We start from the raw sequence: 20,434 nt of genomic DNA, 5'->3' as shown, positions 1-20,434 counted from the left end.
ATAAAAACACTCTATATAAATAAAAGGACTTTGCCTTAAATTTATATTTAGTAGAGAGTATATTGTTTGACATCATTATCATTTTGAAAACATATGCCAATAGAAGTGCCAAAAATGAATTAGAAACAAAATAAAAACACAAAATACTGATTATCAGATGTTTATATTTTTTAATAAAATTTTAACTAATTTTCAATACATCGGTATACCGTGTGTTTTTTCAGTTGAAATACACAAATCACGGAATACCGTTATCAATATTTAGATTTATGAACACCTTATTTGTTCATTTTATCACATAAAGTACTAACCTTTAATCCTAAACGAATTAAAAGCACTTTCTAGAGACTAATTTTATATGGTAATCTGTAATAATTTGAAAAATGAGATTACGCAAAACAGCATAAAGAGAAAAGTCTAAAACAGTAAAATGTTGTTTTATTTTTTGCTACGAAGTTTCAACAACTTGTACCATTAAATTATAATTTTTTATAAAAAAGCTTTATAACAAGAATACAAAAGGTATTTGTCGTTTTTCTTGAAATGTACTTAATTAAATGTGTAGAATAGTTTACTTACCAATACAAAAATTAGCAAAAATATTACCTAATAAATCATCGTTGGTAATCTCACCTGTAATCTCACCAAAGTGATACAATGCTTGACGGATATCAATTGCTAACAAATCTCCAGATAAATCTGACTCTAATCCGTGTTTTACCTTTTGAATTTCTTCAAACGCTTTTAATAGCGCATCATAATGACGAGAATTAGTAACTATTGTTTCATTATTGCGTAAGGCTCCAGTATTAATTAAATCTAATAGTGAATTGGTCAACTCTTCAACACCAAAACCAGTTTTAGCAGAGAGTAATTTAATTTCAGGTATTGTACTTTGCATTTCTGAAATTTGAATATCATCAATTTGGTCTATTTTATTAGAAACAACGAGTAATGGTTTTTGCGGATATTTATTTCTAATTTTCTCTAGCTCTATTTTAAACTTTGAGCCTTTAGATTTGAATTCCGTACTGTCAAATAAATAAACTACAACTTGAGCTTGATCAATCTTTTCAAAGGTTTTTTTTATTCCTATGGATTCGACGATATCTTCAGTTTCTCTAATTCCTGCTGTATCAATAAATCTAAAACCAATACCTCCAATTGAAATTTCGTCTTCAATAGTATCTCTGGTAGTACCTGCTATTTCAGATACTATAGCGCGTTCTTCATTTAAAAGCGCATTAAGCAAAGTTGATTTCCCTACATTGGGTTCTCCAACTATGGCTACTGGAATTCCATTTTTTATAACATTTCCAACTGCAAAAGAATCAATCAATCGTTTCAATACAAAAGTGATTCTATTTACGAGTTCTTTAAACTGAGAACGGTCTGCAAATTCAACATCTTCTTCTGCAAAATCAAGTTCTAATTCAATTAACGATGCGAAATTTAAAAGCTCTTCTCTGAGTTTTGCAATTTCCGAAGAAAAACCACCACGCATTTGCTGCATCGCGACTTGGTGAGAGGCTTCGTTATCACTTGCAATTAAATCTGCTACAGCTTCAGCTTGTGATAAATCTAATTTTCCGCTTAGAAATGCTCTTAATGTAAATTCTCCTGCGTTTGCCATTCGGCACCCTTTCCGAAGAAATAATTGAATAATTTCCTGTTGGATATATAAACTTCCGTGACAAGAAATTTCAACAACATCTTCTCCTGTATAAGAATTTGGATTTTTAAATACAGACACCAAAACTTCATCAATAATACGCTTATCATCAACAATATGTCCTAGATGAATAGTGTGAGTGGCTTGCTTTTGCAATGACTTCTTTTTTACTACGGAAGCAAAATGCGTATCAACAATACTAATAGCATCATTTCCAGAAAGTCTAATCACAGCAATTGCTCCACTTCCTGATGCTGTTGCCAATGCAATAATGGTATCTTGATGAGTCATTGAGTTCTTTTTCACAAAAGTATTGCTAATTTAGAATTTATTATGAAAATAGGCTTGATTTTCTCTCTACTAACTTATTATATTTGCAATACAAAATTTTTAATTATGAAGAAATTAGTTTCAATTTTAGCATTATGCTTATTAGTTATAGCCTGTAAAACAGAAGAAAAGAAAGCGCCCCTTGAAGGATATCTCATAGAAGGTGAAGCTCCTGGAGTATACAATGGTATAAGAGTCTATCTACAATCTACAGATGAGCGTAACAGAAAAGTCAATCAAGACACTGCAATTGTAATGAATGAAAAATTTGTATTTGAAGGTAAAATTGAAAATCCAGAAATATGGTATTTATCTGTAAATAGTGTCAACGGTAGTTCTCCATTTATTATAGAAAATGACTATTACAATATAACTATAAATAAAGACAAGGTTGACAATACGATAATCAAAGGTCCAAAGGCTAATGACGCTTTAGGTGCATATTTTAAAGATATTAGAGAGTTAGGTAATAGACGTACCAAATTGAAGGGAGAATATATTGCAGCTGCAGATCCTTCTGCAAAAGAAAATGTAAATACTAAATTGGTTCAACTTAATATCGACCAATCAAAAATACCGTTTATGCATATCGAAAAAAACAAAGACAATGTTGCGTCTTTAGTTTTTATTAATAATGAGTTAAATTCTAAAGAAGCAGATGTTGATAAATTATCTGAAGCCTTAGAGAAACTTGATAGTGAAATTAAGAGTTCTAATCTAGGCGCAAAAACAACTTTGAGAATCACACAAGCAAAAAAAATAAAAACTGCTGAAGGTGCTACTCAAATTGGGAGCATCGCTCCTCAATTTACAGCCCCTGCACCAGACGGAACCCAATTATCTCTAAAGGATGTAATGGGAAAAGTTACTGTCATAGATTTTTGGGCAGCTTGGTGTGGACCTTGCAGAAGAGAAAATCCAAATGTGGTTAAAACTTACAACAAATACCACAACAAAGGATTAGAAATTATTAGTGTATCACTTGATGGCACTGGGAGACAAAAAGACCCAAAAGGCGCTTGGTTAAAAGCTATTGAACAAGACAAATTAACATGGCATCATGTATCTAACCTGAGCTACTTTAACGATCCTATAGCTAGAGCTTATAATATTAAATCTATTCCCGCAACTTATATTTTAGATCAAAATGGAAAAATTGTAGCTAAGAATTTAAGAGGTGCAGCTCTAGAAGCTAAGATTGCAGAATTATTGAATTAAATTTATTTTTACTTTAGAAAAGAGCCTTTAATGATAAATTAGAGGCTTTTTTCATTTTAAATTTTGCCCAATTTATGCATAACAAAAAGCACTACAATTGGTATTGCTAATAGACCAACCATTAAAAGATCGGTTTCAAAAAGTGAAGGCTTAAATATCAAAGTAATTACATAACCTCCTACAGCTCCACCAAAATGTGCATCGTGCCCAATATTACCCACTCTATTTTTCATACCGTAGATAGAATATAATAAATACACGATACCAAAGATAAAAGCAGGAATAAAGCCATAAATTTTCATCATTGGATCAACTAAAATAGCAGAATAAAGCACACCCATCACAGCACCACTGGCTCCTACTGCACTGTATTGGTATTCGTTTTGATGAAAATAATAAGAGAATATACTCCCTAACCCTAAACTACCTATATAGACAATTAAGAAATTGAACTCTCCAACAAAATAAATAACACGATCTGCAAAAAAATAGAGTGTTAGCATATTAAACAACAAATGTTGCATGTCTGCATGTAAAAAACCAGAACTAAACATTCTAAACTGTTCTCCTCGCTTAATACTCCCAATATTAAATTTATAGCGTTCAAAAAAGCCATAATCATTAAACCCTTTGTATGAAATCAAGGCATTTGCTGCAATGATGATAATGGTAAATAAACTCAAACTACCCATAGACTATAAACTTTAATTATACATATATTTGTCGCTGCAAATCTAATCAATAATGCAATTTATAATATACATTTTAGTTTATCCTTTTTTATGGCTTATTTCTATACTTCCATTTAGATTGCTATATGCATTTTCAGACTTTCTTTATCTTTTAATTTATAAAGTTTTTGGTTATAGAAAAAAAGTAGTTATTGCTAATTTAAAATTAGTGTTTCCAGAAAAAAATGATAAAGAAATAAAAACCATCACAAATAAGTTTTATCATCATTTATGTGATATGATGGTTGAAGCTATCAAGTCTTTAACAATTTCGGAAGCCGAAATGAAAAAGCGCTTCAAATTTACTAACGTTGAATTGCTACAAGATATTGAAAACAATGGTAGAAGCATAGCACTCATGTGTGCTCATTACGGAAGTTGGGAGTGGATTTTTGTACTACAGAGTTATATTAAAAACAAAGGTTTTGCTGTTTACAAACGGATTGAAAATAAATATTTTGATAGATTAATTAAGGGAATTCGCGCCAAATATAACAGTGAATTGATTACTACTAAAGAGACCATCCCAAAATTAATGAAAGCAAAAGTTAATAAAGAAACTTTTATCTGCGGATTTGTATCAGATCAATCAGCAAAAGCCTGGAAAGCACAGCATTGGGCTAAATTTATGGGACACCGAGTACCAATGCATACAGGAGCAGAAATGCTAGCCAAACGTCTTGATATGGCTGTCGTTTTCTTCAAAGTAAAGCGATTAAAAAGAGGGTATTATGAAACGACTTTTGAAACCATCACAGAACACCCAAAAGAGTTTAATAATTACGAGATTACAGATATCTTTTTCCGTAAGGTAGAACAACAAATTCATGAAGCTCCAGAATTTTATTTATGGACACATAAACGTTGGAAATACAAAGACGATTCTCCAGAAAACTATAATGTAATTAAAGGGTAAACCACTTATCAATTTGACTATTGTCCTCACTCTTGGAAACTAAAGACTCGTGAATAAACTCATTTGTTTTTCCATCGTATTGATAACTTTTAGCCCATTCTTTATGATTTTGAGCCAAAACCCTAATGCTTTCACAAACAAAATCCATTTCCTTATTTGTAGTTGTTGGGTGAATAGACATTCTAATCCAACCTGGTTTACGAACTAAATCTCCAATAGAAATTTCATTTGTTAATTCATGACTTGTTTGTTGATCTACGTGTAATAAAAAATGACCATAAGTACCTGCACAACTACAACCTCCTCGTGTTTGAATTCCAAAACGATCATTCAATAATTTCACACCAAGATTAAAATGTAAATTGTCAATGTAAAATGAAATAACTCCCAAACGATCTTCATGTTGACCTGCAAGAATTTTTATATTTTCTTCTTGAGTTAATGATGCAAACACTGTGTTCACTAATTCATGCTCCCTTTTGAGAATATTATTCACTCCCATTTGCTCTTTCAGTTTGATTGAAAGCGCAGTTTTTATAGTTTGAAGAAATCCTGGTGTACCACCATCTTCTCTATCTTCAATATTATCAATATATTTATGTTCTCCCCAAGGGTTGGTCCAGCTTACAGTACCTCCTCCTGGACAATCTGGAACCATATTTTTGTACAATTTTTTATTAAAAATCAACACACCTGAAGTTCCAGGTCCTCCTAAAAATTTATGTGGAGAAAAGAAAATAGCATCTAAGTTTTGCTGTTCATTTTCTGGATGCATATCAATGTCTACATAAGGAGCAGAACATGCAAAATCCACGAAACACACGCCTCCATGTTTGTGCATAACCTCAGCAATCTTATGATGTGGCGTTTGTATTCCTGTCACATTAGAACCTCCAACAACTGAAGCTATTTTTAATGTACAGTCTTTATATTTTTCTAATAAAATTTCTAAATTTTCAATGCTGAATAATCCTTCGTCATCTGGTGGTATTACCTCAACTTTCGCAATCGTCTCTAACCAAGAAGTTTGATTAGAATGATGCTCCATATGAGTGATAAATACAACAGGACGAATTTCATCAGGAATCGTTGTGTATTGACGTAAATTCTCTGGTACTTTTAGTCCGAGGATTCTTTGAAACTTATTAACAACACCTGTCATTCCATTTCCTGAAACGATAAGCACATCATCTTCATCACAATTAACGTGACGCTTTATAATATGTTTAGCTTCATGGTAAGCCTTTGTCATTGCTGTACCCGAAACGGTTGTTTCTGTATGCGTATTAGCGACAAAAGGTCCAAATTCATTACAAAGCTTATCCTCTATTGGTCTGTACAAACGTCCTGAAGCAGTCCAATCTGTATAGATGATTTTTTTGTTTCCAAAAGGGGATTCAAACTCTTGATCTACACCAATGATATGTTGTCTGAACTGATTAAAATACAATTCAAGCTCTGATGGTTTAGAAGTAGATATTTCCGTAGAAATCATATTAAAAGTGCTTTATGCTAAGATACTAAATATTTGCAATAGTCTTAATTTCTGAAATGATACGATCTGCTAAATCGTCTGCTTCTTTTTGACTTGGTGCTTCTGTATAAATTCTAATGATTGGCTCTGTATTACTTTTTCTCAAGTGTACCCAAGAATTAGCAAAGTCAATTTTTACACCATCAATGGTTGTCAATTTTTCTTCGGAATATTTGTTCTCCATAGCAACAAGTAACGCGTCAACATCCAACTCTGGAGTTAATTGTATTTTCTTTTTACTCATGAAATAGCTAGGGTAACTTGCTCTAAGTTCACTTACTTTCATTTTCTTTTCTGCTAATAAACTTAAAAATAAAGCAACACCTACTAGCGCATCTCTTCCGTAGTGAGATTCTGGATATATAATTCCTCCATTTCCTTCACCACCAATAACAGCGTTGTTTTTCTTCATTAAGTTGACAACATTTACTTCTCCAACTGCACTTGCTTCATAAGTTCCGCCATGTTTTTCTGTCACATCACGCAATGCACGCGTAGAACTCATATTACTAACAGTATTACCTGGTGTTTTACTCAAGACGTAATCTGCACAAGCAACTAATGTATATTCTTCTCCAAACATCTCACCTTTTTCATCCATAAATGCCAAACGATCTACATCTGGATCTACAACGATTCCAAAGTCTGCATTGGCTTTAACCACAGCTTCAGATAAATCTGTTAAATGTTCTTTAAGAGGTTCTGGATTATGAGGAAAATGTCCTGTAGGATCACAATACAATTTTACAGCTTCCACTCCTAATCGTTCTAATAATAATGGGATTGCAATTCCTCCAGTTGAATTCACTCCATCAACAACAACTTTAAAATTAGCTTTTTCAATTGCTTTTACATTGACTAAATCCAGATCTAAAACTTCATCAATATGAATATCTATATAGGCATCATTAATTGTTATCTCACCTAAGTCATCAACCTCTGCAAATGCCATTTCATTAGATTCGGCAATTTTTAAAATTTTAGCACCTTCTTCTCCATTTAAAAATTCTCCTTTAGCATCTAATAATTTAAGTGCATTCCATTGTTTTGGATTGTGACTTGCTGTTAGAATAATTCCACCATCTGCATGTTCCATAGGTACAGCAATTTCGACAGTTGGTGTAGTAGATAAACCAAGATCAATCACATGAATCCCTAATCCAACTAACGTATTCATAACTAAGTTTTGAATCATCTCTCCCGAAATTCTCGCATCTCTACCAACAACAACTCTATAGTTTTCTTTATCGCGTTGTTGTTTGATCCATGTACCGTAAGCCGATGCAAATTTCACAGCATCAATTGGTGTTAAATTATCACCAACATTTCCTCCAATTGTACCACGTATTCCTGAGATTGATTTTATAAGTGTCATTCTAAATATTTTATTTTCGACAAATATACCATTTCAAAATTGTAAAACTAAGCTCACAATTCGTAAATTACCCCTATGAATTTTCTAGCCCACATATTTCTTTCAAATAACGATAATCAAATCACCATCGGTAATTTTATTGCAGATGGCATACGAGGTAAACGCTATAAAAAATACCCTATTGAAATTCAAAAAGGGATTTTATTACATCGCCAAATAGACACTTTTACAGATGCACATCCAACCGTAAGGTTGAGTACCAAAAGGCTACATGAAAATTACGGACATTACAGTGGAGTCATTGTTGATATTTTATACGATCACTTTTTAGCAAAAAATTGGTCGCACTATTCTGATATCCCTTTACCTGAATACATTGAGAGTTTCTATGATTTATTAGAAGATAATTTTAAAACACTTCCTGTTCGCATTCAAAAAATGATGCCTCATATGATTGCAGATAATTGGCTTCTTAGTTATGCTGAAATTGAAGGCATCCAAAAGGTTTTAGACGGAATGAACCGACGTACCAAAAACATATCTGGAATGAATACAGCAACTGTAGAACTTCAAGAATTTTATGTTGAATTTGAGGAAGAGTTCACCTCCTTTTTTGAAGAGCTGAGAGCGTTTACTGATCAAACTTTAAAAACTATAGAAGAATCATTTTAGACAAAAAAATAGATATCAATCCATATAATTATGAAAAAATTGATAATCATATGTTTTATATTTTTTACAAGTCAAGTGTTTTCTGCTCCTGGGACACTATCTCGCTATGAAGTAAAGGTAGAGTTATCAAATAATTTCATTTACGAAGGTTTTATATATCCATCTGTCATTATGGGAACAAGAAAATATGATCCTGAAAAAGAAAAATTTCTTGACTACTTCAAAGAAACTACAGCTAATGATAGTATTTCAATTTATTCTGAAATTAAACATATTAACAAATACAATGTAGATTTAGCTTGCACTAAATTTAAGAATACAATAAAAATATCTGATATTAAATCTATTGACTTAATAGAGGAATATGAATATTATTCAGATTTAATCCACGAGATAGATACTAGTCTATACTTACAACTCAATCCTTTTAATATAATTTCAGAAGAAATTTACAATAATGAATATGCTGAACATTGTGCATTAATTTTAATTGCCAAAGCTAGCACAACTGGTTTAGAAAAAAGGAAAAACGATATTGAGCAAAGACTAAAAGAAGTATTATCCATAAAAGTAGATGGTCCAGATTTGAGCCATGAAATAAATAAATATTTAACAGGATTAACAAAAAAACTGAAAAGAGAAAACATAATAGTATTTACTAAATGTGGAGTTTTGTAATCTATGACAAAGTCATAAGTCTAATTTAACATTTAAGGACAAACCAAATTACTTCATTTTTGTACCTTTAAGTTCAAAATCAACGTCTTTCAAAACCAACCAAAACATGAAACGATTAATCCTCGCCTTCTTGAGCGTATTTGCTATCACAGCATCTGCCCAAACCAAACTTCTAAGACAACCAACAATCCACAACAACGACGTTGTTTTCGTCTATGCCAACGATCTCTGGAAGGCATCCACAAATGGCGGAACAGCAATCAGGCTTACCAGCGATGATGGTTATGAATCGAGTCCGCATTTTTCTAATGATGGTAAATGGATTGCATTTACTGCACAATATGATGGTAATGTAGATGTATTTATAATGCCTTCGGAAGGTGGAGAACCAAAACGTCTAACCTATCATTCTGCAGCAGATGTTGTCCAAGGTTGGACACCAGAAGGCAATATACTATTTCGCTCAAATAGAGAAGGACGACCAACACAAACCAACAAGTTTTTTACAGTGTCTCCAAAAGGAGAATTACCTGTGGCTTTAGATATTCCTCGTGCTGCTTATGGCGATATTTCCGCAGATGGAAAACATATTGCCTACACTCCTATTACATCTTGGGATCCAGAATGGCGAAATTATCGTGGTGGTCAAGCTATGCCAATTTGGATTGTAGATTTAAAAACTAAAGAATTAGTAACCACGCCTCAATTAGATAAAGAACGTCATCTAGATCCTGTTTGGCTTAATGGTATTGTGTATTATTTATCAGAGCGTGATTACACAAGTAATATTTGGTCCTTTGATCCTAAAACAAAGACTGAAAAGCAAATGACTTTTCATAAAAAATTCGATACCAAGAGTTTAGATGCTAGTGGAAATATGGTTGTTTATGAACAAGGCGGTTTATTACACACTCTTAATCCAGAAAACGGAACTATAAAAACGCTTAATATTGAAGTCAAAGCAGATTTAAACTTTTCACGTAAGCATTGGGAAGATGTATCAGGCAGACAATTATTAAACCCAAATATTTCACCTAACGGAAAACGTGCCATCTTTGAACATCGAGGAGATATCTTCACAGTTCCAAAAGAAAATGGGACATGGAGAAACTTAACAAATTCATCTGGTATTGCAGACCGTACACCAATTTGGTCTCCTAAAGGTGATAAAATTGCTTGGTTCTCAGATAAAAGTGGTGAATATCAAATGGTCATTGCAGATCAAGATGGTAAAAATCAAACCTATATTAAATTACCTAATAACACATTCTATTTTCAGCCAGATTGGTCTCCAGACGGAAAACATATCGCTTATACAGATACAGATTTCAATATTTGGGTAATTAACCTAGAGTCAAAAAGAGCTGTCATTGCAGATACTGAAGGTTACGCTCACCCAAACCGTAGCATGAATCCTAAATGGTCACCAGATAGTAAATGGATTGCATATGCAAAGCAAAACAATAGCAGTTTCAAATCGATTTATGCATATCATATTGATTCTAAAAAAATTATTCCAATTACAGATCCTTTGGCAGATGCTATTAGTCCAGTTTGGGATGCTTCTGGTAAATATTTGTATACACTAGCGAGCACCAATTACGGATTAGCAACAGGTTGGCTAGACATGAGTTCATACGATCCTGAAACGACACGAAGCTTGTATGCTATTGTTTTATCTTCGGAAGACAAAGCGCCAAATCACATCAAAACTGATGAAGAAGCATTAGAAGAGCAAAAAGACGAAAAGAAAGATAAAGACAGTAAAGACAGTAAAGACAAAGATTCAAAAGAGAAAGAAGACAAGACTACAGATTCTGCTATCACTGTAAAAATTGATACTAAAGGATTATTTGATCGTGCTGTTGCTTTAAATTTACCAGATGGTAATTATGTAGATTTAGCAAAAGCACCTAAAGGTCACGTGTTTGTTGCTGAAGCTCAAGATGATGGTAATGGTGTAAAAATTCATGATTTTGATACCGAAAAAGATGAAGCTTCTGTTTTTGACGAAGGTGTCCAGCAAATGCTCATTTCCGAAGATAGAAATACAACACTTCTTAATAAAAACGGACAATGGGCAATTGTAGCAACCAAAGGAAAAGCTGATTTCTCAGAAGGAAAAATCGATACAAACCTCAAAATAAAAGTTGATCCAAAAGAAGAATACAAACAAATTTTCAAAGAAGGTTGGCGCTATATGCGTGACTTTTTATACGTTGACAATGTACATGGAGCGCCTTGGGATGATGTGTATGAATGGTATTCGCCATGGATTGATGACGTAAGACATAGAACCGATTTAAATTATGTCGTTGACATCATGAGTGGTGAGGTCGCGATTGGTCACTCTTATGTTTATGGTGGTGATTTACCTGATGTTGATTACGTTCCTGTTGGCTTGTTAGGTGCAGATATTGTGTTAAATAACGGATCTTACCAAATCAAAAAAATTTATAATGGAGAACGCTGGAATCCAGAAACCAAAGCGCCTTTATCACAACCTGGAATTACCATTAATGAAGGTGATTACCTCATTGCAATAAACGGAACTATACTTTCTTCGGAAGTAAATCCGTATCAATTATTAGAGCAAACTGCTGGTCGGGAAATTAATATCACTGTAAATAGTAAACCATCAATGACTGGTGCTCAAACAGTTTTAATCAAGCCTGTTTCTAGTGAGCGCAGTTTAAGATATTTGGATTGGGTAGAAAGTAATCGTCGTAAAGTTGATGAATTATCAAATGGGAAACTCGCTTACGTTTATGTGCCTAATACTGGAAATCCAGGTTTTACGTCTTTTAATCGCTACTATTTTTCACAACAAGATAAAAAAGGAGTCATTATAGACGAGCGTAATAATGGTGGTGGATCTGCTGCAGATTATATGATTGATATTATGAATCGTAAGCTCTTAGGATATTTTAATAGTAAAACGAAAACCAATCGACCATGGACTACGCCAATGGCTGGGATTTGGGGACCAAAAGTGATGATCATAAATGAGCGAGCAGGTTCTGGTGGTGATTTATTACCATACATGTTCAAAGAAGCTAAGTTAGGAACTATTGTTGGAACAAGAACTTGGGGTGGATTAGTTGGTACTTGGGATACACCTCCATTTATTGATGGTGGTGGTATGGTTGCACCTCGTGGTGGTTTTTATGATGTCAACGGAAATTGGGCTGTAGAAGGCGAAGGCGTTGCTCCAGATATTGAGGTAATTCAACATCCTAAATTGGTGAGTCAAGGTCAAGACCCGCAATTAGAACGTGCTGTTGAAGAAGCCATGAAACAACTCCAAATTAAAGAATTTGAATTGATGCCAGAACCTGCTGCTCCAGTGAGATCTAAACGTCCTGAAGGTTATGAAAACGACAACTAAACTAAAGCGAATTTGAACATATTATATGACGTGGTTATTTTAACAGATAGTCGCTACCTCAACGATTCTAAAACCGATAATTACAAACATAACGTCTATTACGAAGACCGTTTGGTGTATCATGCTTTAGAACAATTAGGACTCAAAACTTTACGTCTCGCTTGGGATGACATGTTTTTTGATTGGTCAACAACCAAAGCAGTATTATTTCGCAGTACTTGGGATTATTTTGATCGATTTGATGAGTTTTCTGAGTGGTTAGAACGTATTTCTTCGGAAACGTTGCTTCTTAATTCTGAAAAGATAATTCGGTGGAATATCGATAAACATTACCTCCTAGATCTTCAAGAAAAAGGGGTTCATATTGCCGAAAGTCATTTTATTGAAAAAGGAGCAAAAGTCACACTTGCACAATTACATGATATTTTAAATTGGAACGAAACGGTTTTAAAACCATGTGTTTCTGGTGCTGCTCGCCATACTTATAAATTATCTTCGGAAAATTTAGACCAACACGAACAGATTTTCCAAGAATTAATTTCTTCAGAATCTATGATGTTGCAACCTTTTCAGTACAACATTGTAAAAAAAGGAGAAATCTCAATGGTACTTTTTAATGGAACCTTCTCACATGCTGTTCTTAAAAAAGCGAAAGCTGGAGATTTTAGGGTACAAGATGATTTTGGCGGAAGCATAGAAAACTACATGCCTACTGAAGAAGAAATTGCATTTGCTGAAGCCTCTGTTATCGCTTGCCCAGAATTACCAATTTATGCAAGAGTTGATATTTTTGAAGACAACGATGGAGATATTGCAATGACTGAATTAGAACTCATAGAACCAGAACTTTGGTTTAGAAGACATAAAAAAGCTGCTTTGGCTCTAGCAAAAGGCGTTAAGAACAGATTAAGTTAAGTTCATCGTCATTCTAAACTTGTTTTCAGAAACGCACTAGATTAACATTTGATTATTCAATACCTTTGAAAAAAAACTCTAAAAATTATAAGAGGAATTGAGTAAGCACAGTCGAGTGAAATGCCCTAAGTTTAAAACCTGGCACCTATCCGACGAAGTAAAGCGTTAAAAACAAAAAGCTGTTTAAGACTTCGCGAGTAGCGAAGTTGAGTTTCTTTTTGTTTAGCTTTCGAGGACAGATAGGTAAGTTTTAAAATTAAGGCTAGACTTTTTTGGTTCTTTTTTCGGCAATGGAAAAAAGAATGTAAGTTTAAATTACTCATTGTACTTGTTATTCAATAATTAAAGTATAATCTAAAACTCGCAAACCGTAATTATTAATAATATTAAGCTGTGACTAAAAAAAAATATAAACCAAAAAAAATTCTAAAAATCATAGGAGGAGTCATCATCTTCTTCACATTGCCTACACTCCTACTATTCGCTTTTATGTATTTTAAATACAATGAAGACTTACCAACTGGAGAACAAGGTACTGCAGCAGATCAACTCGCTACAAGAATGTTGAATACTTTAAATCATGATGCTTATAAAGCCACAGATTATATAGAATTCACATTTAAAAAGCGTCATCATTACAAATGGAATAAAACAGAAAATACGTGTGAAGTCTATTGGAAAAATGTTAAAGTAGATTTGGACTTAGCAGACCACAGTAAATCTCATGTTTACTTTTCCGAAGAAAAATATGAAGGAAAAGAAAAACAAGATTATATCCAAAAAGCTGTTGATTATTTCAATAACGATACCTTTTGGTTAGTTGCTCCTTACAAGGTTTTTGATGAAGGTGTAGAACGCAGACTCGTAAAAACTGAAGACAATGAAAATGCATTATTAATAACTTACACCAATGGTGGATCAACTCCTGGAGATTCGTACTTATGGCATTTTGATGAGAATGGAAAACCTAAAAGCTACCAAATGTGGGTTGATATTTTACCAATTAACGGATTAGAAGCGTCATGGAACGATTGGACAACGACTGATACTGGAGCAGAATTACCAACGTTTCATAAGTTGCTGGCTTTTGGTTTGGAGATTGAGGGTTTGAAAACATTAAAATCTCAATATCAATTAACGGAAGTTAAATGTAATACTGAAGAATTTACAATTAACGAAAGTGGCTTTGAAGATTTAACGAAAATTATTAAGACTTGTGAGTTTGGGAAATTTGTATCTATTTCCACTGGAAACCCTAACTATCAAGGAAAGTATTATTATGATTATACTCTATTCAAAAAAGTGGGAGACTCACTAATTCTAATTAAAAATTCGGAACTTTTTAATTCTGAAATCGTAATGATTGAAAAAATGATAAATGAAGAAACACAAGCGCATTATGATAATCTCAAAAATAATCCGGAATTAAAAGAATGTGTTGATTTGATAAAATTGAAATATTATAGTATTGATGAAATGGCAATTTCGTTTGAGGAATCTGATAAAATTTCATTTCATATAGATTATAATTTAACCAGTGCTTGCGACAATGTTAATGGTACAATTCATGCTTTAGAATTAGAAAATATTGAATACTTTTTTAAAGTGGAAGATTTTCTTAAGTGAAAGAAATTTTCAATATCACCTATGAATTCCTAATGTTTCTTTCAAGAATCACAGGTTTTAGTTACAAAGAAATCAATATTATTATTTGGTTTATTATCATTCCAATGTCATGGCTATTTTTGATTGATAAAATTAAAGGAAAGCACTATTTTAAAATTGGCTTTTCTGCAATTGTAATTCTTGTATTGCTTTTTATTAAAAACTTTTCAGAATCCTCAAATAGGCTGTTTGATGTGTCTGCTGACTTTCTAAGAGGTTTTAACCCTGTTGGTATGAATTATACTGAGGCTTCTGTGATTATTTGTTTATTAGTCCCTTTACTTGTTTATGTGGTTTTGATTAGAAAAGCGTATTTCAAAAATTAGAATTATTTATTCTTTTATTTTCTCAATCCAACCTTTTTGTGAATATTCTCCAACTCTAGCATCATACCTATATTTATCATCTTCAATTCTCAATATATCTACAGTCAGTTTAGTTCCAATTCTAGGATCATTTGGTTTATTTGCTACCTCATAACACTCAATAGTATAAGTACATTCTGAAACCCATTCAATTTTACTCATTATGGTGTAATCTGGAGCTCTTTCTATTTGAAGAGAGTCATTACGCTCAATAATTATATTCGAATACTCTTCATCTGTATAAGTGAATTTCCCAGTTTTAAATTCTTCGCAACCTTTAGGTATTTCATTGCAACTAGACATTACAATCGCTAGAATTATTAGATATAAAAACTTCATATTACTTAGACTTCTGTCCAATAAACTGTTGTGACTTCATTTTAAACAACACATTAAAGCTCGTTAAACTTCCATAACTACGAGTGATGTATTGTTGTAAATCTATTTTCTCTTGTTCATCAAGATTTTTGCTGGAGTTGATTTTTTGTTCCATCACACGTAATCGATCTCTTACCATCGTAATTTTATGGAAGAAACTATCAATAGTCATTTCTTTACCTTGTAAATTGGTATCTCCTGGTTCCATGATGAGTTTTCCACCTTTCCATTTATCTGAAATGTTTACAACTTCACTAGCATCGCTCCATTTCTTTAAGATATGAACGAGACTACTTTCAACTTCTGCAAAACTAATCGTGTCTACTTCGTCTTCGCAGGCTTCAATAACTTCAAACTCGCTATCGATGTCTATGGTTTCTAATCCGCTATCCATGAAAGTGACCCAATACTGTTTTGAGGTGACATTTGTTACGACTCCTTTTCCAAATTCGTTGTGGTTAATTCTTGATCCTATTCCTAATAATTGCATGTTTATAAATTTTTAATTCTATTACAAGTATAATGAATCCTAAAATAAAGTTCACAAGAATTTAACAACTAAATCTGTACCTTTGCACTTTTGCTATTAAAACACACATTCCAATACATTTATGACCAAATTTGATGATGCAATTGAGGTTCAAGGCGCGAGAGTTCACAACCTAAAAAACATTGATGTTACAATTCCTAGAGAAAAACTTGTAGTGATTACAGGTTTATCTGGTAGCGGAAAATCATCTCTAGCATTTGATACGATTTATGCAGAAGGCCAACGTCGATATATTGAAACATTCTCTGCTTATGCAAGACAATTTCTTGGCGGATTAGAACGTCCAGACGTAGATAAAATTGATGGTCTTTCTCCTGTAATTGCTATTGAGCAAAAGACAACTAGTAAATCACCTCGATCTACCGTTGGTACCATTACCGAAATTTATGATTTCTTAAGATTACTTTACGCTCGTGCCAGTGATGCTTACAGTTATAACACTGGTGAGAAAATGGTGAGTTACAGTGATGAGCAAATCAAAGAATTAATAAAAGAGAGTTATAAAGGAAAAAAAATCAATATCCTCTCTCCTGTAGTGCGTTCTCGTAAAGGTCATTATCGCGAATTATTTGAACAAATCGCAAAGCAAGGTTTCTTAAAAGTAAGAGCAGATGGCGAAGTTAGAGATTTAGTCAAAGGCATGAAACTGGATCGTTACAAAATGCACGATATTGAAATTGTAATTGACAGATTGAAAATTGACGATACAGATGATAATGATAAACGTTTATCTGAAACCATAAACACAGCAATGTATCATGGTGATGATGTGTTGATGGTTCTTGATCATGACACAAATGAAGCGCGTTATTTTAGTCGGAATTTAATGTGTCCATCGTCTGGAATTTCTTATCCAAATCCAGAACCTAATAACTTCTCATTTAATTCACCAAAAGGGGCTTGTCAAACTTGTAATGGGATTGGCACACTTTATCAGGTGAACGAAGATAAGATTATACCAGATGATTCATTATCTATAAAAGCTGGAGCATTGGCTCCTCATGGTCCACAAAAAAACAGTTGGATTTTTAAGCAGTTTGAAACGATAGCACAGCGCTTTGATTTCAGTTTAAATGATGAATATAAAAGTATTCCTTCGGAAGCTAAACAAATGATATTGTATGGTGGAAGCGACAAGTTTTCCGTAGAAAGTAAAACTTTAGGAGTTACGAGAGATTATAACATCGATTTTGAAGGTGTTGCGAACTTTATAGAAAGTCAATATAAAAATGCGGAAACAACGTCATTAAAACGTTGGGCAAAAGATTATATGGATAAGGTTGAATGTCCTACATGTGAAGGATCTCGACTTAGAAAAGAATCATTATACTTTAAAGTCAACGGTCTTAACATTGCAGAATTGGCAAACAAAGACATTGTAGATTTAGCTGCTTGGTTTGAAAACTTAAACCAACATTTGAGTAAAACGCAATTATTAATTGGCGAAGAAGTCATCAAAGAAATCAAATCTAGAATAACATTTTTATTGGACGTTGGTTTAGATTATTTATCATTAAACCGAAGCTCAAAATCATTATCTGGTGGAGAAGCACAACGTATTAGATTAGCCACACAAATTGGCTCACAATTAGTTGGTGTATTATATATTTTAGATGAGCCTAGTATTGGTTTGCATCAACGTGATAACGAAAAACTCATCAACTCCTTAGAATCTCTACGTGATATTGGAAACTCTGTTATTGTTGTAGAGCATGACAAAGATATGATTGAGCGTGCAGACTATGTGATTGATATTGGTCCAAAAGCAGGGAAATACGGTGGAGAAATTATAAGTATTGGTACTCCTGCAGAATTACTAACGCATGACACGCTAACTGCAGATTACCTCAATGGAAAGAGAGAAATCCCTGTGCCAAAGACAAGACGAAAAGGAAACGGTAAAAAAATAGTTCTTAAAGGTTGTACTGGTAATAACTTGAAGAATGTGTCTATTGAAATTCCGTTAGGGAAAATGATTGGAGTGACTGGAGTTTCAGGAAGCGGGAAATCGACGTTAATTAATGAAACGTTATACCCTATTATGAATGCTTATTATTTTAATGGTGTCAAAGAACCAATGCCATATAAAAGCATAAAAGGTTTAGAGCATTGTGATAAGGTTATTGACATTAACCAATCTCCAATTGGAAGAACACCACGAAGTAATCCTGCGACATACACAAAGACGTTTGATGAGATTCGTAGTTTATTTGCTAAGATTCCTGAAGCGATGATTAGAGGTTATAAAGCTGGACGTTTTAGTTTTAATGTTAAAGGTGGTCGCTGTGAAACTTGTCAAGGTGGTGGTTTAAGAGTCATTGAAATGAATTTCCTCCCAGACGTTTACGTAGAATGTGAAACCTGCCAAGGAAAACGATTTAATAGAGAAACACTAGAAATTAGATACAAAGGAAAATCTATTAGTGATGTTTTAGACATGACGATGAATGAGGCTGTAGATTTCTTTGAACACATCCCGAAAATTCATAAAAAGCTATCAACGATTGTTGATGTTGGTTTAGGTTATATTACGCTTGGTCAACAAAGCACGACACTTTCTGGAGGAGAAGCTCAACGTATCAAATTGGCTACAGAATTAAGCAAGCGAGATACAGGAAATACATTTTATATTCTTGATGAACCTACTACTGGTTTACATTTTGAAGACATTAGAGTATTAATGCTCGTTCTTAATAAATTGGTTGACAAAGGAAATACTGTGCTCATTATTGAACACAATCTTGATGTTGTTAAAATGTGTGACTACATCATAGATATTGGTTACGAAGGTGGTCAAGGTGGAGGAAATGTTGTTGCTAAAGGTACTCCAGAGGAAATCGTAAAAGACAAGAAGAGCTATACTGCTAAATTTCTTAAAAAAGAGTTGTAATTAGGCTCATTTCCGAAGAAAAAAACGAATCCGTCCTCTATCAAGCAAGATATTAATTCTATCGCTTTCATAATTTTTATTGTATATGACTTTAATGTAAATTTAGATTATAACATTAAAACTATCAATTATGAAAAGTATTTTATGGCTAGTGGCAGTAATCTGTATAATCGCATGGTTACTTGGACTTTTAGGAATCATTCCAGGAATTGGATCAAATAGTTTAATTCACATATTATTAGTTATTGCAGTAATTGTAATTCTATATAATATCATTTCAGGACGTAAACCATTGTAGGTCTACACATATAAATTTAAACGAAGAGCTATCTATTAATTTAGATGGCTCTTTTTTTGTTTATAAATCACTTAACTAAAACACTATTTCGTACCGATTTTTATCTCTTTTCACTTAAATTTGTGGCTTTGTCAAGATAAAAAATATTAAATATATATGAGAACAGAACAGAACACAAAACGTTGGAATGAGATTAAAACAAACGATTCTTGGGCGATTTTTAAAATCATGGGAGAATTTGTTAATGGCTATGAAAAACTAAGTAAAATTGGACCTTGCGTTTCTATTTTTGGATCTGCTAGAACAAAACCAGATCATAAATACTACAAATTAGCAGAAGAAATGGCTACTAAAATTGTAGATCATGGTTATGGAGTCATCACAGGTGGTGGACCAGGAATTATGGAAGCAGGTAATAAAGGTGCTCATATTGCTGGAGGAACTTCTGTTGGATTAAATATCGATTTACCGTTTGAACAACATGACAATCCATACATAGACAATGATAAAAGTTTAGATTTTGATTATTTCTTCGTTCGTAAAGTAATGTTCGTGAAGTATTCTCAAGGCTTTGTAGTAATGCCAGGAGGTTTTGGTACTCTAGATGAACTTTTTGAAGCAATGACGCTTATTCAAACTAACAAAATTGAAAAATTTCCAATCATTCTTGTTGGTATTGATTTTTGGGGAGGATTAATGGACTGGGTTAAATCTACGTTGTTAGATGCTGGTAATATTAGCGCCAAAGATTTAGATTTAATTCACTTGGTTGATACTACTGATGAAGTTATTTCAATTTTAGATAATTTCTATAAAGATTATGGTTTGAGTCCAAATTTCTAAACGACAAATTTAGAAC

General features: G+C 33.0%; 17 protein-coding genes. 11 read left to right on the top strand and 6 right to left on the bottom strand.

Annotated elements, in window-relative coordinates:
• Nucleotides 1–571: 571 nt before the first annotated feature.
• Nucleotides 572–1,963 (bottom strand): tRNA uridine-5-carboxymethylaminomethyl(34) synthesis GTPase MnmE, encoded by a 1,392-nt coding sequence (gene mnmE, locus IM744_RS08550; protein ID WP_194507706.1) that lies wholly within the window; start codon nt 1,961–1,963, stop codon nt 572–574.
• Nucleotides 1,964–2,068: 105 nt separating this feature from the next.
• Between mnmE and IM744_RS08545 the strand changes: the two genes are divergently transcribed.
• A complete protein-coding gene (locus IM744_RS08545; RefSeq protein WP_194507705.1) occupies nt 2,069–3,220 on the top strand; it encodes a TlpA disulfide reductase family protein in 1,152 nt (383 codons plus the stop codon).
• 56 nt (nt 3,221–3,276) lie between these two features.
• Here the strand turns inward: IM744_RS08545 and IM744_RS08540 are convergent, their stop codons facing one another.
• Nucleotides 3,277–3,912, bottom strand: coding sequence for a rhomboid family intramembrane serine protease (locus IM744_RS08540; RefSeq protein WP_194507704.1), 636 nt, complete (start codon nt 3,910–3,912; stop codon nt 3,277–3,279).
• Between the two features lie 52 nt (nt 3,913–3,964).
• On the opposite strand from IM744_RS08540, the gene IM744_RS08535 reads away from it, so the two are divergent.
• Entirely contained in the window at nt 3,965–4,867 is a 903-nt protein-coding gene (locus tag IM744_RS08535; protein ID WP_194507703.1) for a lysophospholipid acyltransferase family protein, read from the top strand.
• Here IM744_RS08535 and IM744_RS08530 read toward each other — a convergent pair.
• Complete coding sequence (locus IM744_RS08530; RefSeq protein WP_194507702.1) at nt 4,857–6,362, bottom strand: aminotransferase class V-fold PLP-dependent enzyme; 1,506 nt, start codon at nt 6,360–6,362, stop codon at nt 4,857–4,859. The genes IM744_RS08535 and IM744_RS08530 overlap by 11 nt on opposite strands.
• Nucleotides 6,363–6,387: 25 nt before the next feature.
• On the bottom strand, nt 6,388–7,776 hold the full coding sequence (gene glmM / locus IM744_RS08525) for a phosphoglucosamine mutase (protein WP_194507701.1): 1,389 nt from the start codon (nt 7,774–7,776) through the stop codon (nt 6,388–6,390).
• Between the two features lie 75 nt (nt 7,777–7,851).
• On the opposite strand from glmM, the gene IM744_RS08520 reads away from it, so the two are divergent.
• The 6 genes from IM744_RS08520 (at nt 7,852) to IM744_RS08495 (ending at nt 15,420) form a co-directional block, all read left to right on the top strand.
• Complete coding sequence (locus tag IM744_RS08520) at nt 7,852–8,448, top strand: acyl carrier protein phosphodiesterase (protein WP_194507700.1); 597 nt, start codon at nt 7,852–7,854, stop codon at nt 8,446–8,448.
• Nucleotides 8,449–8,478: 30 nt separating this feature from the next.
• Nucleotides 8,479–9,126 carry a hypothetical protein gene (locus IM744_RS08515; protein ID WP_194507699.1) on the top strand — a complete coding sequence of 216 codons (648 nt, stop codon included), beginning with the start codon at nt 8,479–8,481 and terminating at the stop codon, nt 9,124–9,126.
• 106 nt (nt 9,127–9,232) lie between these two features.
• A complete protein-coding gene (locus IM744_RS08510) occupies nt 9,233–12,514 on the top strand; it encodes a S41 family peptidase (RefSeq protein WP_194507698.1) in 3,282 nt (1,093 codons plus the stop codon).
• Between the two features lie 12 nt (nt 12,515–12,526).
• Complete coding sequence (locus tag IM744_RS08505) at nt 12,527–13,429, top strand: ATP-grasp domain-containing protein (protein ID WP_206694476.1); 903 nt, start codon at nt 12,527–12,529, stop codon at nt 13,427–13,429.
• Nucleotides 13,430–13,822: 393 nt separating this feature from the next.
• Nucleotides 13,823–15,055: a hypothetical protein gene (locus IM744_RS20645; protein ID WP_241738302.1), complete on the top strand. Its 1,233-nt coding sequence runs from the start codon at nt 13,823–13,825 to the stop codon at nt 15,053–15,055.
• Nucleotides 15,052–15,420: a hypothetical protein gene (locus tag IM744_RS08495; RefSeq protein WP_194507697.1), complete on the top strand. Its 369-nt coding sequence runs from the start codon at nt 15,052–15,054 to the stop codon at nt 15,418–15,420. The genes IM744_RS20645 and IM744_RS08495 overlap by 4 nt, the downstream gene beginning before the upstream one ends.
• 6 nt (nt 15,421–15,426) lie before the next feature.
• Here IM744_RS08495 and IM744_RS08490 read toward each other — a convergent pair whose 3' ends face one another.
• Both IM744_RS08490 and IM744_RS08485 read right to left on the bottom strand, forming a co-directional pair.
• On the bottom strand, nt 15,427–15,798 hold the full coding sequence (locus IM744_RS08490) for a hypothetical protein (protein ID WP_194507696.1): 372 nt from the start codon (nt 15,796–15,798) through the stop codon (nt 15,427–15,429).
• Between the two features lies 1 nt (nt 15,799).
• Nucleotides 15,800–16,327 carry a hypothetical protein gene (locus IM744_RS08485; protein WP_194507695.1) on the bottom strand — a complete coding sequence of 176 codons (528 nt, stop codon included), beginning with the start codon at nt 16,325–16,327 and terminating at the stop codon, nt 15,800–15,802.
• Nucleotides 16,328–16,448: 121 nt separating this feature from the next.
• On the opposite strand from IM744_RS08485, the gene uvrA reads away from it, so the two are divergent.
• From uvrA to IM744_RS08470, 3 genes are all read left to right on the top strand, one after another.
• Nucleotides 16,449–19,277, top strand: coding sequence for an excinuclease ABC subunit UvrA (gene uvrA, locus IM744_RS08480; RefSeq protein WP_194507694.1), 2,829 nt, complete (start codon nt 16,449–16,451; stop codon nt 19,275–19,277).
• A gap of 130 nt (nt 19,278–19,407) precedes the next feature.
• Entirely contained in the window at nt 19,408–19,575 is a 168-nt protein-coding gene (locus IM744_RS08475) for a lmo0937 family membrane protein (RefSeq protein WP_152611504.1), read from the top strand.
• Between the two features lie 156 nt (nt 19,576–19,731).
• Nucleotides 19,732–20,418, top strand: a complete 687-nt coding sequence (locus tag IM744_RS08470; protein WP_194507693.1) for an LOG family protein — start codon at nt 19,732–19,734, stop codon at nt 20,416–20,418.
• The last annotated feature ends 16 nt before the right edge of the window (nt 20,419–20,434 follow it).

Source organism: Psychroserpens luteus, assembly GCF_015319355.1.
Taxonomy (GTDB): Bacteria; Bacteroidota; Bacteroidia; order Flavobacteriales; family Flavobacteriaceae; genus Psychroserpens; species Psychroserpens luteus.
Note: the sequence above shows the minus strand (reverse complement) of the source record. Positions and strands in the feature narration are given on the sequence as shown.

What these genes read in the sequence shown, in the direction of transcription:
- mnmE (WP_194507706.1), bottom strand. Translation starts at nt 1,963, where the DNA reads ATGACTCATCAAGATACCATTATTGCATTGGCAACAGCATCAGGAAGT.
- IM744_RS08545 (WP_194507705.1), top strand. Translation starts at nt 2,069, where the DNA reads ATGAAGAAATTAGTTTCAATTTTAGCATTATGCTTATTAGTTATAGCC.
- IM744_RS08540 (WP_194507704.1), bottom strand. Translation starts at nt 3,912, where the DNA reads ATGGGTAGTTTGAGTTTATTTACCATTATCATCATTGCAGCAAATGCC.
- IM744_RS08535 (WP_194507703.1), top strand. Translation starts at nt 3,965, where the DNA reads ATGCAATTTATAATATACATTTTAGTTTATCCTTTTTTATGGCTTATT.
- IM744_RS08530 (WP_194507702.1), bottom strand. Translation starts at nt 6,362, where the DNA reads ATGATTTCTACGGAAATATCTACTTCTAAACCATCAGAGCTTGAATTG.
- glmM (WP_194507701.1), bottom strand. Translation starts at nt 7,776, where the DNA reads ATGACACTTATAAAATCAATCTCAGGAATACGTGGTACAATTGGAGGA.
- IM744_RS08520 (WP_194507700.1), top strand. Translation starts at nt 7,852, where the DNA reads ATGAATTTTCTAGCCCACATATTTCTTTCAAATAACGATAATCAAATC.
- IM744_RS08515 (WP_194507699.1), top strand. Translation starts at nt 8,479, where the DNA reads ATGAAAAAATTGATAATCATATGTTTTATATTTTTTACAAGTCAAGTG.
- IM744_RS08510 (WP_194507698.1), top strand. Translation starts at nt 9,233, where the DNA reads ATGAAACGATTAATCCTCGCCTTCTTGAGCGTATTTGCTATCACAGCA.
- IM744_RS08490 (WP_194507696.1), bottom strand. Translation starts at nt 15,798, where the DNA reads ATGAAGTTTTTATATCTAATAATTCTAGCGATTGTAATGTCTAGTTGC.
- IM744_RS08485 (WP_194507695.1), bottom strand. Translation starts at nt 16,327, where the DNA reads ATGCAATTATTAGGAATAGGATCAAGAATTAACCACAACGAATTTGGA.
- uvrA (WP_194507694.1), top strand. Translation starts at nt 16,449, where the DNA reads ATGACCAAATTTGATGATGCAATTGAGGTTCAAGGCGCGAGAGTTCAC.
- IM744_RS08475 (WP_152611504.1), top strand. Translation starts at nt 19,408, where the DNA reads ATGAAAAGTATTTTATGGCTAGTGGCAGTAATCTGTATAATCGCATGG.
- IM744_RS08470 (WP_194507693.1), top strand. Translation starts at nt 19,732, where the DNA reads ATGAGAACAGAACAGAACACAAAACGTTGGAATGAGATTAAAACAAAC.